This is a genomic window from Bacteroides sp. f07, assembly GCF_042854785.1.
Taxonomy (GTDB): Bacteria; Bacteroidota; Bacteroidia; order Bacteroidales; family Bacteroidaceae; genus Bacteroides.
The window spans coordinates 735,949-752,900 of record NZ_BAABXI010000001.1 but is presented as its reverse complement, the minus strand read 5'-3'; the positions used below and the strand labels follow the sequence as shown (position 1 = coordinate 752,900).

Genomic DNA, 16,952 nt, shown 5'->3' with positions numbered 1-16,952 from the left:
ACGATTATGGAAAAAGAAATAATCATATCAACAATACTTGACGTTTGTAAAGACATGGGTCTAAACTATATAACCAAAGTAAAGTCTGCCACATGGAATGCAGATGTCGTTGTTGAACATGATACATACAAAGTGGCTTTCAACGTGTGCAAATGTCCTCGCAATGTAACAGCCACATACAAAGCTATGCGTAAAGAACGTGTTTGCGGATGTTGGCTGTTATTGCCAGCAGCAAACTCGTCTTATCAAAAACAGAGTCTGCCATGCTTTAATCTTATATTCCAAACAGATAAGGAGTTTGTTTGTCTCAATTCAATGTTTGATGATAATTCCAATAATCGACTTGAATTACCCACATTCCTTCATCTTCTTATTGATGGTAAGATTAAGTTTGCAGAGCAAGCTGAAATAAACAAAATAGAATTGTGCTTTTATAAAAATGAATGTTGGAAATGTCATAGGGAGAATGATGTCTACTTTGCAAACCGTCTTTTCTCGAAAGAAGGAATTGTGATCAATGGACAGCATTTAATGATGGATGAAGACATCACATTCAATCCTTCTATCATCAAAGGGCTTAAGAAGTATATGCATGAGCATCCGTCTGAAACATTCATTATGGGCGAAATAAAGCCAAGATATAGTAAGACGATTGGAGAAGCATATCCTTCGTTCGGTTGTGCCCAATGTGATAGTATCTTCGGGAACTTTTATCTTCAAGAGAATATGACGGAACTCATGTACTGTACAGACAGTTTGCGTAAAGCTATTATCACCCTTGATGAACCAATAAAAGTATCTGCCAATTGTTGGTACAAAGTAAATAATTAAGCAATGGAAATATCGTATGAGTATTTATTCAGATGACTTGTATTGAAGGCTTAAATAAAAAATTTATGTGAAGTTAAAAAGATATAGAAGATTTGGCTGACAGATTGTCTATAAAAAACACTTCGTGCATTTTAGACTTTAGGAGGGGAACTTTTTCCTCTCCTAAATCTATTCTAATAGGCTCATTGTAATATGGGACATAATTTTTATTACCTCAGTCGATAAATTTTATTTTTTACCTTTTATTTTTTTTACGAGTAGCTTGGGGAGTTTTTGATTTAGGTAAGCCGGTTTCAACCCCACTACTACATTTACAATCAGTATACAAGACTAAGGTATTATTAAGGTCTTTGTATTCAGCTTCTAGAGCTTTGAAACTTGAGGAGTCACAACCTTTCCTATGAACATCAAATATCCAGAATACAGACAAACAAGCATTGGTAGCATTAGTGTATTGGACAAACTTGTTCTTATATTCCTTACGTTTATTTTTGTTTTGAATTTCCTTATTATGAAGCAGCTTAAGTTCTACCATAATAGGATTACATAAGCCATATCTAATTAGAAGGTCTGTACGTTTGTTATCTTGCAGAGTAACTTCTCTGTCTATCCCAATTGCGTCCAGCCCCATTTGACAACACTTGTTTATAATAGTATTTTTCAATTCTCTCTGAATAAAATCTTCACTTAAAGCTTCTTGTCTGACTAAAGAATATATACCTTGATCCTGTATTTCTTTTTGAACTTTAGAATGTATATAGGTAAAATAGCGTCTAAGATCACCATCATTCCGAATTTCCAAATATGACTCTTCAATACATTTGTTATATTGCTTAATTGCTTTACCAATATTAGCTTTTTCATTTATCAGGAATGTAATTTCGAAACTATTCATGATGTTATTTGCAAGATAACTAACATTTTTAGTATTAAAAGCTTCAATACTTTTTCTTAATTCTGAAATGTAATGAATATTATTGGTATTTATAAAGAAAAAGTATGTCTGGCAAAGGATATAGCTGGCATATTCTTGGGTCTCTTTCTTTATGGTTAAGGATAGACCAAAATCGAATAATTCAAGTAATTGTTTTTCTAATACTTCATTTCCGATAATAGGCATAAAGCATCTGAACATACGCGGATTTGGACTTATCACTTCAGATTCTTCATATGAAATCGCACGTGCATGACCTGTGTCATTGTTAAGAGATTGTACAACATTTCTTTTGAGATATTCAATTCTCCATGTTATTGCATCGGGATCTTGAAACTTTTCAATCATTATAGCATTACACTGCATTTTTATGCTTGTAATGCTATCGTCCTTAAGTTCATCGAACAAAGTCTTATATTTATGTATATCCCAGTTACAATACCCTTTTGATATAATCTCTAAGGCCTTGGATGCCGCAATACTATGGTTAAGGTCTTTATATGCGATATATTGTTCTATATATTCTTCCAACTTATATGACAGTTCGTCAATACCATAATCAGTAATGCAAGTAAAGACATCTTCAGAGCTAATGTTCATAAAATCATCTTTTCTTGATGCCCACCATTCCACAAGTTCAGCCTTTTCCTTTTCACTAAAGCTCCCAATGACAGACCTATAAATTCCTATTATTTCGTGAGCATCAAGACTCGTTGTACAGCAAACTATTGGCAGGGTTTTAGCTAAAATATTCCTATAGCTTTTCAACGAATCAGGAACACCTAACTGGCATATGGCCTTCACATAATATGGTATCTTCATTAACGACTTAGACACACTAAAAGAATTTTCTGATGTCTTTTCTAATATCATTTTATCCAAATCAATCTCATCGAAAAATATTGCTATAACATTAACCAAAGGCTGAGTGAAATCTTGTCGTTGTACGAAATCAATGTTTTGTGACAACTCTAACGCTGCTTCATATTTATAAGAATTTGAGACTTTTGAATCTGAAAGGATTTCATAAGCCTTTATAAGTTGTTGATCATGTGAATTTACTTTTTCGTCTTCTGCTTTTTGGGATGCTTTATTCCAACGCTCAAATGTTTCGGTATAACGTGATATATACTCTGCTATAGAAGACCTTTTCGCTTCATCATTCCTTATTTTGCCGACAAGAGAAATGAGAATCTCATTTACATTCCAATCCTCAATACTTGTTTCTTTTAGCAACTTTTCTACAGAAGATAAAAGCTCAGAATCAACAAGTTCGGCATCAAAATTCCTAAACAATTTTTCTAAATCCCAGCTATCACTAAAACATTTAATAAACAATACTCCTGTAGTCTCTTCAAGTAGTATTTGTTTGACTATAGTATTAATATCATTGTGAGTAGCATACGAATGATTTTCCATAAAACTCGCAATGATTTTTGTTATAATCTTTTTACTTTCAGAATCTTTAGCCCAAATTGTTTCAAATTGGGTTTTCAGGTATAACTCATAATGTACAAATAACGCTCCTTTAGGATTGAAAAATTCTTGGAGCTTACCATTATTTATAATTTTATTATATGCGTAAATTATAGTGGTTGTATTTTTTATACATAAAACTGCATTTATAGCGTATGGATTACTTTCATAGCAGCCATCCAGCCAACAATTTACAACATTCTTGTCTACAAATTGCTTATAGCCAGTTACCTCACAATATTTTTCTTTTAGCTCTTTGGTAAATCCGTTATAATATTCTGACAATTGTATAAGTTCATCTGTACATTTAAGCGCACTATACAAGTTTAAAGCTACAAGTTTTTTTTCATTATCGTCAGTTGCCATTAAGTCTTTTGCAGCGTTTGTCCAATGAACCAAAACACATTCACTTAATTTTTCTTCTTCGACAAGTGCATCAAGAATGACATATATATTAGATAATTGTATCTTATTGAGTCTGTCTGATGGAAATATCATTTTTATATCGCAACTTAATGTATAGCACTCCTGCAATAATTCTGATATAGAACCTCTCCACATAATGTATGCAGGTACACGCAGATAATGATCAAAAACAATTGAGAACAGATCCTCTTTTTGATGAAGTGAAAGGACTGATGTATCAACATATCTCAAAAGCGATACAAAGGCCTCGTTTTCAAGATTTGATTCATATGACACAATGAGTTTAAGTACATTGATAAAAGTGTTAACTCTATCTTCTGTATATGATATATGAGGAATCACATCATACCAGTTAGGGTAGATATGTTTCAATTTTTGCTGAACAGCAACATCGTAGAGTACACTTTCTATATTGTCCTGCCTGCATAGTTCTTTAGCTGCAAGATATTCTTGTAGTTCTGTATTTTCAAACTGCAATACTCCATTTGTTTCTTTCAATATTCGATTTTCAAAGAAGAGCAAGTCTAGATTGGAGATGAGCATCTGCGCCATATTTCCTTTTATCCCATCTAAAACCGAATATAACTCATCTTTCGTAATATTGTCTTTACGGCTTATTTCCATAATGAAAGCCACTTTTTCCAAAACACGTTGTATGAGAATCTTAATGTTCTCATTCTTTATCTGACTATTTTCTATTGCAGTTTGTATTGAACGTTCTATTATATACTCAAAAAGTTCACTGATATTCGAGCATACTCCTTGCTTATTTTCGCGTTCCAATAGAAATACTAAATATCGAGGAATGGATAGAAGCTCTTTTAATTTGGAACTTTTAGATACATTTTTCTTGGTTGTTTCAGATGTTTTATCTACGAATTCATCAACATCTGTTCCACTTAACCTGAACAATTCTATGAATCTTAAATTATTGCAAGCAGCAAAATGACTTGCATAAGATGCAACATAGTGTTTTCTGCAAGTAAACAACACTTTAACATTTGGATGCTCATTTTTATATTGTCCAATTGATAGTAAAACACGACAAAACAGGCTTCCGTCAACTTCATCTAAAGCATCTATTATACAATATTCTTTATCGGCAGAAACATTCTCGGTGTTTGTGTCAAATTTAGATGCTGTATAATATACGTGTTTTGTTGAAGTTAGTTTTCTGATCTCTTCAACAAGTCGGGTTTTACCAATCCCCGGTTCACCGACTATACAAGCGAAATGTTCTTGTAGCACATTATCTATTGACAGATACTCATTTGTATCAAAAAATGATCGGGTGTTATTTTTATTCTCTAACAAATCATCAATATTTTGATATTTCACTATCTGTGGTACGATATATTCGATAGAAAAGTCCTTTCTATCCGTATTATTGTCTATTGTCATAACCAATTATTTATCACAAAGATAACTCTTTTTATAGTTTGGCAATCATAAATAGCTATAAAATTGAACTTATTTGTAATTTTGATATGAAATAGAATCATTAGAATAAGATTAAAGGAAGAATAAACAATATAGAAGCATTTTTTTAATATGTGGTATTTATTGGTGTATTTCATATGGACAATTACACAAAAATGTGTATCTTTGCACAAATATGCATAATATTTTTCAATGGAAAAGAAAGTATATAAAAACAGAATTCGTGTGATTCTAGCAGATAAAATGGTTACAAAGACTCACTTAGCAGAACAACTTGGTGTGTCAAAAATGACAATAAGCCGATGGTGTACCAATACCACACAACCAAGTGCACCGCAATTAATAGAGATTTCACAGGTGCTGCAGTGTGATTTGAAAGATTTGTATGAAATTGTAGAATAAGTGAAAAGAAAAAAATGGCAAAGAAGAAATATACATTTATAGACTTGTTTGCAGGCATTGGTGGTTTTCATATTGCAATGCATTATGTTGGTGGCAAATGTGTTTTTGCAAGTGAATTGGATAAGAATGCCCGTTTGTCATACGAAGCCAACTACAAAGATATTGAACCAAAACTCTTTAAAAAAGACAGGGACGGAAAGTATCTGTATTTTAATGAAGATATCAATAATGCAATCCCAAGCAAGATTCCTGATTTTGATATTTGTTGTGGTGGTTTTCCTTGCCAACCCTTTTCTGTAGCAGGTCTGAGAAGAGGTTTTGAAGATACAAGAGGGACTTTATTCTTTAGTATAGCCAACATTATCAAAGAGAAGATCAACGCAGGTTGTCCTCCTAAAGTGTTGTTTCTAGAAAATGTTCGTGGGTTGAAGACACATGATAAAGGGAATACCCTCAAAGTTATACTAGCTACACTTGAAGAATTGGGGTATGATTATTCTTTCGATGTACTTAACGCAAAGTATTTCGGAGTACCGCAAAATCGAGAACGTTTATTTATTATAGCATGGTATAAGAAACTGATAAATGTCAACGAGTTTAAATTTCCATATGGAATTGCAGAAGATGGTTCTACTATATATGATAAAAAAAAGTTGAAAGATGGAACACTATCAACCAAAGTATCTGATATTTTCGAGCCGGAGGAAACAATGGATTCTCAATACACCATCAGTGACAAGATGTGGGAAGGTCATCAAAAACGAAAAGAGCGAAACATACAAAACGGGAAAGGATTTGGCTATTCATTATTCAATGCTGATAGCACATATACAAGTACCATTTCAGCAAGGTATTGGAAAGATGGTAGTGAAATACTTATCGATCAATCTGAAAAAGGACTTAATCCCCGTGTATTAACTCCTGTGGAGGCTGGGCGATTACAAGGATATCGTATTATTGGTAATGGATGGGAAAAACCGGAGTGTGCGAAGAACCATAATTATAATGATTCCAATATCGAATTTAAGATAGTAGTATCACGCAAAGAGGCCTACCGGCAATTTGGAAACAGTGTCGCTATTCCTGTTATCAAAAGGTTGGCTGAAGAAATAGTTAAACAATTGATGTAATCGGATTATGAAAGATTTATTCTCATTTTTAAATGAAGCATCCTGCAATAGTGACTTTAAGGCGACACTGAGCGGGAGAGGCGGTTTTATTACTTTCAGCAACTCAGGCAGACGTGGCGGCACCAAGTTCTTTCAAATAGGATTAGATAATATTCTTCAAACTTTGAAGGATATATTGGTTAATTTGGAGTCTTTTAAGGGCTTGACCGAATACGATGAGACATCTTGGAGAAATAATGGATCTGCATACTTCTCGGATCCTGTCGCAAATGCTAATTCTACGGTTCAGACAAAACCATTGTTCTCAACATTGAGTAAGGTAATAATATGGGCAAACCAACCAATGCTAGACTCTGTTGATTCTGATGTAAAGATCTGTCTTGAAAAAGAAGCATTAGAAACAACAATAGATGAGTTGGAGAATGTAGCAGATAGCTTTAGACCTTCTGTCATAAAACCGCATCAGTCTTGTGATAGTACTAGCCGTCAGCAAATTTTCTATGGAGCTCCAGGAACTGGGAAATCCCATAAAATAAAGGAACAACTTAAAGGGGTTGCAAAAGAAAATATCTTTAGAACGACATTCCATCCCGATAGTGATTATTCAACTTTTGTTGGAGCATACAAACCTACAAAAAGTGAACGTCCTTTATATGGACTGTTTGGTAAGGAAACTGTCAGATTGAGAGACGAAGTGGATTTATCAGAGGAGATTATTACATACAAATTCATTCCTCAGGCGTTTCTTAATGCCTATATGCAGGCATACAGAAAACCGAATGAAAATGTATATCTAATTATAGAAGAAATCAACCGAGGTAATTGTGCCCAAATCGGAGACTTGTTCCAACTCCTTGACAGGGACGAAAACGGAGTCTCTGAATATACCATTAAGGCAGATGCAGATTTGAAGGCTTATTTGAAAGAAGAACTTGGTGAAGACAATCTCGGAATAAAAGACGGGGAACTTTGCCTGCCAGCAAATCTGTATATATATGCTACGATGAACACCTCCGATCAATCGCTCTTTCCTATCGACAGCGCATTCAAACGTCGTTGGGATTGGGAGTATGAGCCGATTAAGTATAAAAACACAGATTGGGTAATTGATATTGATGGAACGGAATATAGATGGAGCGATTTCCAAAAAGAAGTCAATAAGCATATTTTAAAAGATACAGGTTCCGAGGATAAGATGATGGGGGATTATTTTATAAATCCACCCACAAAAGTTATATCCTTTAATTTGTTCAGAAACAAAATATTGTTTTATCTGTGGAATGATGTCTGTAAAGATGGTGATGCCGACATATTTCCCATAGACACGGATTTCTCTTTCTCTAAATTGTATGATGAAGACTGCAAGCAACTCATTATTTCAATGATGGATAAGCTTGGATTAAAACCAATAGACAGGGATGAACTGGAAAATTATGATGATACATCAGAAGGTGATGACGAACTCCCGTCTACAATTCGATATTCCATCAATGGTGAGGAAACAGATGAAAATGGTAAAGTCTGGAGAAAAGGTGCATTAGTAAAACGCGCCGTCAAAATTTATTGCGATAATCATCAACAAGAGACAGCGGCTCAAATACGAGATACTTGGAAGGCTGCAAATTTCATAATTCCTCATATCGTAGAAACAGATGAAGATAGGGAAAAACGTATAAAAGATTCGCGTGACCCAAAAGCAGCGGAAAGATCCAAAGAAATTAGATTATCTAACAACGAATCTTTACACGTTTCCACACAAGTAGGAGATGGTAAAAATCGTAAGGGCTTTTCGAATTTTCTATCCATAATTCAATCCAAACCAGAATGGGGAATTAATATTCAAGAATTATAAATATGCTGCTGTTTATTGAAGGATACCCATATAATCTGAACGATATTGTCAAGGACAACCTGACAATCAGAGAAATACTCAAAGATGTTGTGTCTGTTCCTGTAAAGGAAGCCAGATACGCCTTTGAGTATGTCGGGTATTGCTATAGCAAGGCGGCAAAAGATGTTATTTTCTTCTTGCCCAAAGTCGTACTGACAGGTGAAACAAACGAGGAACGTGGTGATGATACGATATTTGGTGCATCGCCACAGGAAATAATAGACTTTGAGTCCAATACAGTAAAAGCTAAGTTTACGGAAGAAGGTTGTAAGGAATACAAGGAATTTCTATCTACACTTTCGATTTGGATATACCGGACGATAAGTGTATATAAACAGAGTCACAACGACAATATACTTGAAAGCAAGGAATATCAGTCCGAAAGCAGAGGGCGAAAACAGAAGCATAACACTTTACTTGACGTAATAATAGCACTAAGAGATTTCAATAGAAACAATCAGGACTATTTTACATTCGTGGCTAAAAATGTGCATTCCGGTTATAACAAAATCAACTGGAACAAGACCATTACTTCATCGCAGGCAGTAATTCAAAACGGAAGCCCTGTTTACATCGAGCCAGTGAACAGGAAGAAAATGGTGAACTTTGACGAAGAACTGCTTGTCATATACTTCTCGATATTGAATTACATCCGTGAAACACATGGTTTCTCCTTTGAAATCAATGTTCAATATCCGCTTATCAACTATGACAAGTTGAAGAAAGTTTATATAGAGAGGAATTTCGGATGCCGAAGATTGAAACAAATCAAGTACAAATATTTCTCGGACAAAGATCTGAGAATATGGGATTTGTGCTATGCATTCTTTGACAGGGAGTATAAGATTGCAATGAACAGGCAGGCGGAAGACTTTTTGCTGGCGAAAGATTTCGAGCAAATCTTTGAAGTCATGATAGACGCTCTGGTAAGTGGCGATGACAAACAAAATTTACCGAAAGAACTCACCGAGCAAAGAGACGGCAAGTTGGTTGACCACATGTTTATAGGACAAGGGCTTATCAAACAGTCCGATTTGACTTCCGAACTCACTTATTACATTGGAGACAGCAAGTATTACAAACGCTCCAAGAATGACAGGACACAACTTGGCGACAAATCCATTTACAAACAATATACATACGCCAAAAATGTCATCCAATGGAATATAAACCTGTTTTTGGACGGAGAAGGAAACGGAGAACATCCTCAGTTAAGAGATTCATTAACCGAAGGATATAATCCCATTCCCAACTTCTTTATCAGTGCTCGGATTCCTAACAAGAAGACAGGCGGTAGTAAATTTCTTTCATTCGATGACAAAGAATTGAAAGCACAGGACGGTGGAGTACAGCTGAACCGTCAATTTGAAAACCGCTTGTTTGACAGAGATACATTGTTATTGTGCCACTACGATGTAAACTTTTTATACATTGTATCATTATATGGTCGTAATAACAAGAGTGCACAATCGGCATGGAGAGAATATATACGTAAGGAATTTAGAAATAAAATTCAAGAAACCTTAAACCGTTTATATACGTTCAGGACTCTCCAACCACGCGAAGGAAAGGATTGTCGCCAGTTTATCCAAGACAATTTCCAGCAGTTGAATGGTAAATTGTATCGTCCGAAGGCTGATTGTAATTATCTGATTCTTGCCTTAATGAAGGCCGAGGAATCAGATATATGGAAATCTCTCAAAATCAAATCTGCAACAATGGAGAGGGAGACGGCACAAAGCAAAGAACTTTTAGACACTTTGCAAACTCATTTTCACGTCAGCAATCCGTTTGAGCTTGAAACAGATTTCCATATTGAAAGCATAGACAATGTCGGCACCCTTAACAAACTACCAAAGCCAAAGATAAAGAATATTCTGACTGGATTAATTCGGAAAACAGATGCGGATTATGCAGACTTTTATAGTCATACTGCAAAGACTTATACGATGGAAAAAATTCCGACATCTATCAATGTGATGGATATAAGATATTTCTTGCCTATGGTTGGCGGAGATATTGATGGTTATTATAAAGTGGAGAAAGTATATTTTGGCACAAAGAGCGGAAAACTATGCTTGAAGTTGAATCTATCCTCTTTTATTTCATTGGGCAGTAGTCGCACTCCTATATATCGTATTAAGATGCAGCCGGGAGAGTTGATTGCTAATGATTTGATGGTGGAATTATACGAACAAAGGATTTAATCTATTCAGATAAAATAAGGCGAATATGGCTATTGACACATTACTTCCCAAGAAATTAGCAAAAGTAGATGCTTCATACAAATCAGTCATTGAATTAAATGAGGCTCTGACTTTAGCAGAAAAAGAGCATATAAGAAACATTGCCCTTACTGGTCCTTTTGGATCTGGGAAAAGCTCTGTACTCATGACTCTTATGGAAGATTTTGCCAATGAACATAACTTTCTGCCTATTTCCTTGGCAACTTTACAAGCTAATGAAGAACAAATAGAGGATAAAAAATCAGAGAAGAAAGAACCTAATGAAAAGGGGAATAAATCATCCGAATTGACTGATGCGGAAAAAGAAAAACGTATAGAAAATCTTAACCGTAAAATAGAATACAGCATTCTGCAACAACTCATATATAGAGAAGATACGAAAACAGTACCAAATTCTCGTTTTAGAAAAATTGTACATCTGACGAAACGTGAACTGATAAAATATCCGCTTTGTTGTGTATTCACAGTAGTATGTTTTCTCATCTTATTTGAACCGAATTTCGTAAGAGTGGATTCAATCTACAATTTCTTCAGTTGGGGTAAAACATGGAATACAATTTTTGATTTTGTCGCTTTTGCGTGGCTGTTGTTTGTATTATATGTGATTGCCCGTTATATTTTTAGGTCTTATAGCAATTCCAAACTGAATAAGTTAAACTTGAAAGATGGGGAAATTGAAGTTATAGAAGACAACTCTATATTTAACAAACATCTTGATGAAATTCTGTATTTCTTTCAAGTAACTGATTATAATGTAGTTATTATTGAAGATTTGGATAGATTCGGAACATCGGATATATTCTTGAAACTGCGTGAGCTGAACCAGCTTGTCAATGAGTCCAAAATAGTTGGCAGACATATCACTTTTATTTATGCCATCAAAGACGATATTTTTAAAGATGAAGAAAGAACAAAGTTTTTCGACTTTATAACAACGGTAATACCTGTAATTAACCCGTCCAACTCAAAAGATAAGCTCAAATCTGCACTTGAGAAGAAAGGATGCGGAAACGATGGCATCAGCGATGAAGATTTGTCAGAAATGGCATTTTTCATTCAGGACATGCGTATTTTGACCAATATTGTAAATGAATACAAACAATATCGTGATAAACTATGCAAGGAAAATTCTCTGCTCAATAAGACTAAATTGTTGGGAATGATAGTTTATAAGAACTATTATCCTCAGGATTTTGCTTCGTTGCATCGTAGAGAAGGAAAAATTTATACGTGTATCAGCAGTAAGCCCCAATTTATATCCCTCGCTTTAAAAGCCATAGAAGAATCAGAAAACGCTCTGTCTAAAAAAGAACAGATCTTCAAACAGGATATAAATTTAAGTAAAACTGATTTGAGGAGATTGTTTATGTTCAATCTTTGTAATAAATTCTCACCAACCCCAGCCTCTATTCATATTGAAAATAATTATTATTCTCTTAATCAAATAGCAAACGATGAAACTCTCTTTAATAAATTGTTAAGTGTAAACAAGATAACATATCAATATTGTTATGGATATGGAACAAATACATCATCAAAAGTGGTTGACTTTAAACAAATAGATAAAGAGGTCAATTTTTCCGAAAGGATAGAAATATTGGGAAAAGGAGAGGCTTATTTCAAGAGTCAACGTAAGCTAATTCAAAGGGAAAAAGTTAAAGTCAAATCCTTCAAACTGGCTGCCTTGATCAAACAATATAAATTAGGAGAAACCGACATATACAGGAACCTTAACTTGACACCTCTGATGAATATGTTTGTACGAAGAGGTTACTTAAATGAAGATTACTACGACTATATATCGTATTTTTATGAAGGTATGGTTTCGCTGGCAGATAGGGAACTTTTGCTATCCATGAAAATAGAAGAAGGACAGCCCTATGAATACCATATAGATAAAATTGAAAATTTTGTCAAGGAATTAAAAGACTATATGTTTGAGAGTGATGCCATTCTTAATATAGATTTATTGGATTATCTTGCATTACATAAAATCCACAACGAGAAATTTGAACATATAATGCTTCGCTTGGAATGTGAACATGCTCCACTCCAGTTCTTGGCTCAATATTACAATGAAGGCAAGCAACAACGAAAAATATTCGGACATTTCATTGAATATGCAAATTCATGGAATAATATAACAAGTTGGAACAATCTGACTGAAAAAGATATTCTCATAGAAGCTTATTTAAAGTTTTGTCCCAAATTGGAACAGACACAACAAAAATGGCTTAATGATAATTATAAGTTTTTGACTGAACATTGCGAGGACATCACTTTGGATAAGTCGCTGATGCTGGCAAAAACAAGCCTATTTGTAAGTTTATGCAATGGTTCTGACGATTTGCTTGATTGTGTCATCGAAAATAATTGTTACGAAATTAATCTTGATAATATGCTTCTTATCACAATGCACCTTCATATAAATGATAAGACGTTATCTGCAAAGAATCTAAATTATACTAGAATAAAAGCAACAAATAGTAAATCATTTATTAGCCATGTGGAAGAAAATATACTTACGGCTATCCTATGCTTTAAGGATGAGAACCAAGATGAAAGTTACGATAGCCTTATATTCTTGCTAACAAGCGAACATATTGATTCAAAGGTAAAGGTCAATTATTTGACAGGTCAGCATAATCATATAGATAGTTTCACAGAAATAGGAAACAAAGAAGTATATGATATAGCTGTCATATCTAAAATTATATTGCCGACATGGAATAACGTGTCATTTTATTACAAATACAAAAATGGCATGTCCGAAGAGTTAAATCAGTATATAAACTATTATACAGAGGAACTTTCAAAAGAAATCTATCCAGAGACATTAAGTAATAAGGATGAATTATATGTTTCATTATTTGGTAGTGAAGTTTTAAATTTGGAGAATTTCCAAAAGTTGCTATTATCCTTCAATGGAGAATTTCCGGAGATTGATCGGCTGCAACACATCAAACGTGAACGGTTGGAAATTCTTATTAGGCATGGAAGAATACCATTTAATCAAACGGCGATTACTATCATGAATAATACAGAAGCTTTTGTTGAATATATTATATATCATTCTAACACATTTGCTGAAAATCTTGCTTTAGACTATCATTTCACGGCAAATAGTGCCTACGAAATTCTGACAAGAGGCCGATTTACCATAGATAATAAGTTTGGTATTATAGGCATTATTCCAAATGATATTCTACAAAATTCTCAGTCTCTAGCAGATATAGCGATTGAGGTGTTCTCACAAAAACGACAAGCGAATGTTGAATACAAGATATTGGCAAGGTTGTTAAAGATTTCGAGCAATACGAACCAAAAAATTCAATTAATAACTTCTATTATTAGAAACGGAGTTGATAATCATAATAATATTAATCTATTCCTTTCTTCTATAGGTGGAATTTATGTTGATATTTGTGATAATGAAAAGAGAGCGAAATTATCAAATAATGCTTTGAATATGCAATTATTGGAAGTGTTGCAAAAGGTCGGATTTATATCTTCTTTTAGAGAAGAAAAAGATAAATTGCGGGTATATCATAAGATTCAAAAGTAATAGAGAATTATTGTTATATAAACGATACATACCTTACAATGAAGCAAGATTGTCAAAACTTATATTACATTTATTGAAATAAACAAATGGATGTACTGACCAAAGAACAACGTCATCATAATATGGCATCTATACGTGGAAAGGATACAAAGCCTGAATTATTGGTGCGGAAATTCCTTTTTAGCCGAGGCTTCCGCTATCGGCTAAATCATCCACGCCTTCCCGGTCACCCCGATTTGGTGCTTCGCAAATACCGGACGGTCATTTTTGTGAATGGTTGTTTTTGGCATGGTCATGAAAATTGCAAATACTTTCGTCTGCCTAAAACAAACATAGATTTTTGGTCAAACAAGATAGAAAGGAATAAGGAACGAGATAAAAAAGAGCAATGCCAGCTTGCTGCTATGGGCTGGCATTGTATCACGATTTGGGAGTGCCAACTAAAACCAAAAGTCCGAATACAAACACTTGAGTCGTTAGCTTATACATTGAATCATATTTTTCTTGAAGACAGGAAAATAAAAACATACGAGTTGCCTGATACTGACAGTACACTTGTGGCTGCAGAACCAAAAGTTACTTATGGAAATAAGCAACAATAAAGAGCTGTTGCCTATTTTCTCCGATGACTATTCCATATTTCTTTTTAGCTCTATTCCTGCTTTTTCCATCAAGAACTGATGCTGTTCTTTCACTGCCCGATACATCGAATAATGTGCAAAGGATTCTTCCTTATACTTCACACTACTAACCGATGCTACAACAGCCCACACCATAATAACGACAATAAAGACCACAACATATCGAAGTTTGATATGATGTCCTCGTATAAACATCCCATTGATATTGGGTGGAATAATCGTTACCGGATTTCTCAACTCATTGATTTTTGCAAATATCTCATCCTGCCGTTTTAATATGCTTTCGGTATTTGCTTCGATATTCATGCGATTGAGATTGTAATCGCAAACGTGCCGATAAAGATATTCAAGAAATTTAGACTTCTGCTTGAATAATTCAATGAGTTTCGAGAACCACAGTGAAAATGGTAAAGTGTCCGGTTGCTGTTTCCAGACATGTTGCTTTACCACAGACAAGGCTTCATTCCAGCAGGCACAGAAACTTTTGGCGACTCCATTATAAATGGTCTTCTCGTCAAAGTCCACTTTTACAGATTGCTCTGGTTTAGGAACTGTAGTATTCTGTTTTTCAATACACTCTTTTAGCTCGTTGATACTTTGACGCAAATTTGCAAGATTTGCAGCTACTACATCTTCTTTCATTATCTTCTACGTTTTGAGGGTTTATGAAAAGGTTCGTTTCTTTGGTTATCCTTGTCTTTGTCGTCTCGCCATCCCTGTTCATTATTTGTTCCTCCGCCTCCACCGGAAGTTATGGCTTGATGAGGTTGAACAATCAGTTCCGCTGCCACATTGCCCAATGTAGCACAAAGACTGTTAAAACTTAAATCACGGTCAAGTTTAGAACCGGCTATACTATATTCATTTTGACAGAATGATATGCCACGAATTTTATCAGAGTTATCTGTGCAATTAAAGCGCATATCTATACCTAGACCTTTGAGAATGCCAAGAAAATCATTCCATGAGCGAGATACAGCCAATGCATCAAGAGTTGCAGACCGTAGATTATACTTCCGTAATTGATAAGGGCGCAAACGACTCTTGTTTCTGGCTTTGCTATTTTTAGGAGCAAAGTACAGTCCATATTGTTTAGTCAAAGTCCGACATACTTTAGTATTACGTATTCTTTCATTGCTGTCGGAAATGAGATTGCTTTCATTGTCTATCCGATTGAACACCAAATGACAATGAGGATGTTTCGTGTCGTGATGTCGGGCTATGATATATTGAGTATTACGAATACCCATTTGTTCCATCCATTTCTTGGCAATCTCTACCATCAGCGCATCTCCTTCTTCGTTATCAGGGAAACGGCTAATGTCGTACGAAGAAAAAGCAAGTGATATGTGTTTCACCGGACTTTTTACTTTCGGGCGCATGGACGCTTGTATCTGAAAAGAATCAGCTATGGTTTTATTGCTGATGGCACAGACACCTTCGTATGCTAAAAGTGTGGCACACTTCTTCTTGTTCTTTTGGTCATTGGCATAATTCACTATTCCTCCGAAATCTGCTCTTGTTTTAATCTTCGCTATCATGGCTATTGTTCTTTATTTGGTTGATAATTCTACTGACTTCTGATATGATTGAAAAGCATTGTTGTTTGACTGATTCCAAACCATAAGTGTGCATCTGATGGGCAATCTGATTGACATTGTTGGCGATGCCGGAAAGGTCACGGATTGCCGATGCCATTTCCGGACTGATACGTTGACAGACTTGACAATCCATTGCCGCCTGATGGCAAAATTCATTGACAGACAATCCAGCCTGTTCCGCTTTGGATTGGATATAAATGTAGTCGTTCTCGGTAAACATTACCCGAAAACATTTGGTACGTTTCTGATAGTTCGCCAACTTAGGGCGACCGCCTAGTTTCTTCTCCTTCATATTTATCTTAACTTTCGATGTTCATAAATTGATTTTTTGAGAGTGACAGTTTATCCGCTTGCCGCATAGGTTTTAGT

11 protein-coding genes are annotated in these 16,952 nt (G+C 34.8%); 7 read left to right on the top strand and 4 right to left on the bottom strand.

Annotated features, from left to right (window positions below):
* The first annotated feature begins 6 nt into the window (after window positions 1-6).
* The gene (locus ACGHVY_RS03130) at window positions 7-831 is read left to right on the top strand and encodes a hypothetical protein (RefSeq protein ID WP_195504184.1); all 825 of its coding nucleotides are present in this window, start codon (window positions 7-9) and stop codon (window positions 829-831) included.
* A 235-nt stretch (window positions 832-1,066) separates the two neighbouring features.
* On the opposite strand, the gene ACGHVY_RS03125 is transcribed toward ACGHVY_RS03130, so the two are convergent.
* On the bottom strand, window positions 1,067-5,068 hold the full coding sequence (locus tag ACGHVY_RS03125) for an NACHT domain-containing protein (protein ID WP_390597056.1): 4,002 nt from the start codon (window positions 5,066-5,068) through the stop codon (window positions 1,067-1,069).
* Window positions 5,069-5,299: 231 nt separating this feature from the next.
* Between ACGHVY_RS03125 and ACGHVY_RS03120 the strand changes: the two genes are divergently transcribed.
* From ACGHVY_RS03120 to ACGHVY_RS03095, 6 genes are all read left to right on the top strand, one after another.
* Entirely contained in the window at window positions 5,300-5,509 is a 210-nt protein-coding gene (locus tag ACGHVY_RS03120; protein WP_195504186.1) for a helix-turn-helix transcriptional regulator, read from the top strand.
* A gap of 14 nt (window positions 5,510-5,523) precedes the next feature.
* The gene (dcm, locus tag ACGHVY_RS03115) at window positions 5,524-6,639 is read left to right on the top strand and encodes a DNA (cytosine-5-)-methyltransferase (protein ID WP_195504187.1); all 1,116 of its coding nucleotides are present in this window, start codon (window positions 5,524-5,526) and stop codon (window positions 6,637-6,639) included.
* Between the two features lie 7 nt (window positions 6,640-6,646).
* Entirely contained in the window at window positions 6,647-8,491 is a 1,845-nt protein-coding gene (locus tag ACGHVY_RS03110) for an McrB family protein (protein WP_390597054.1), read from the top strand.
* Window positions 8,492-8,493: 2 nt separating this feature from the next.
* Window positions 8,494-10,737: an LlaJI family restriction endonuclease gene (locus tag ACGHVY_RS03105; protein ID WP_390597053.1), complete on the top strand. Its 2,244-nt coding sequence runs from the start codon at window positions 8,494-8,496 to the stop codon at window positions 10,735-10,737.
* 25 nt (window positions 10,738-10,762) lie between these two features.
* Entirely contained in the window at window positions 10,763-14,341 is a 3,579-nt protein-coding gene (locus ACGHVY_RS03100; protein WP_195504189.1) for a hypothetical protein, read from the top strand.
* Window positions 14,342-14,427: 86 nt separating this feature from the next.
* Complete coding sequence (locus tag ACGHVY_RS03095) at window positions 14,428-14,943, top strand: very short patch repair endonuclease (RefSeq protein WP_195504190.1); 516 nt, start codon at window positions 14,428-14,430, stop codon at window positions 14,941-14,943.
* A gap of 27 nt (window positions 14,944-14,970) precedes the next feature.
* Here ACGHVY_RS03095 and ACGHVY_RS03090 read toward each other — a convergent pair whose 3' ends face one another.
* From ACGHVY_RS03090 to ACGHVY_RS03080, 3 genes are read right to left on the bottom strand one after another with little or no spacing between them, the layout of a single operon-like run.
* Window positions 14,971-15,624: a hypothetical protein gene (locus ACGHVY_RS03090; protein WP_390597050.1), complete on the bottom strand. Its 654-nt coding sequence runs from the start codon at window positions 15,622-15,624 to the stop codon at window positions 14,971-14,973.
* Window positions 15,624-16,523, bottom strand: coding sequence for a relaxase/mobilization nuclease domain-containing protein (locus ACGHVY_RS03085; protein WP_195504192.1), 900 nt, complete (start codon window positions 16,521-16,523; stop codon window positions 15,624-15,626). The genes ACGHVY_RS03090 and ACGHVY_RS03085 overlap by 1 nt, the downstream gene beginning before the upstream one ends.
* Window positions 16,507-16,875: a MobC family plasmid mobilization relaxosome protein gene (locus tag ACGHVY_RS03080; protein WP_195504193.1), complete on the bottom strand. Its 369-nt coding sequence runs from the start codon at window positions 16,873-16,875 to the stop codon at window positions 16,507-16,509. Before ACGHVY_RS03080 ends, ACGHVY_RS03085 begins: the two co-directional genes overlap by 17 nt.
* Window positions 16,876-16,952 lie beyond the last annotated feature (77 nt).

Excerpts from the sequence above, each read along its gene's own strand:
- ACGHVY_RS03130 (WP_195504184.1), top strand. The coding sequence starts at position 7 with ATGGAAAAAGAAATAATCATATCAACAATACTTGACGTTTGTAAAGAC.
- ACGHVY_RS03125 (WP_390597056.1), bottom strand. The coding sequence starts at position 5,068 with ATGACAATAGACAATAATACGGATAGAAAGGACTTTTCTATCGAATAT.
- ACGHVY_RS03120 (WP_195504186.1), top strand. The coding sequence starts at position 5,300 with ATGGAAAAGAAAGTATATAAAAACAGAATTCGTGTGATTCTAGCAGAT.
- dcm (WP_195504187.1), top strand. The coding sequence starts at position 5,524 with ATGGCAAAGAAGAAATATACATTTATAGACTTGTTTGCAGGCATTGGT.
- ACGHVY_RS03110 (WP_390597054.1), top strand. The coding sequence starts at position 6,647 with ATGAAAGATTTATTCTCATTTTTAAATGAAGCATCCTGCAATAGTGAC.
- ACGHVY_RS03105 (WP_390597053.1), top strand. The coding sequence starts at position 8,494 with ATGCTGCTGTTTATTGAAGGATACCCATATAATCTGAACGATATTGTC.
- ACGHVY_RS03100 (WP_195504189.1), top strand. The coding sequence starts at position 10,763 with ATGGCTATTGACACATTACTTCCCAAGAAATTAGCAAAAGTAGATGCT.
- ACGHVY_RS03095 (WP_195504190.1), top strand. The coding sequence starts at position 14,428 with ATGGATGTACTGACCAAAGAACAACGTCATCATAATATGGCATCTATA.
- ACGHVY_RS03090 (WP_390597050.1), bottom strand. The coding sequence starts at position 15,624 with ATGAAAGAAGATGTAGTAGCTGCAAATCTTGCAAATTTGCGTCAAAGT.
- ACGHVY_RS03085 (WP_195504192.1), bottom strand. The coding sequence starts at position 16,523 with ATGATAGCGAAGATTAAAACAAGAGCAGATTTCGGAGGAATAGTGAAT.
- ACGHVY_RS03080 (WP_195504193.1), bottom strand. The coding sequence starts at position 16,875 with ATGAAGGAGAAGAAACTAGGCGGTCGCCCTAAGTTGGCGAACTATCAG.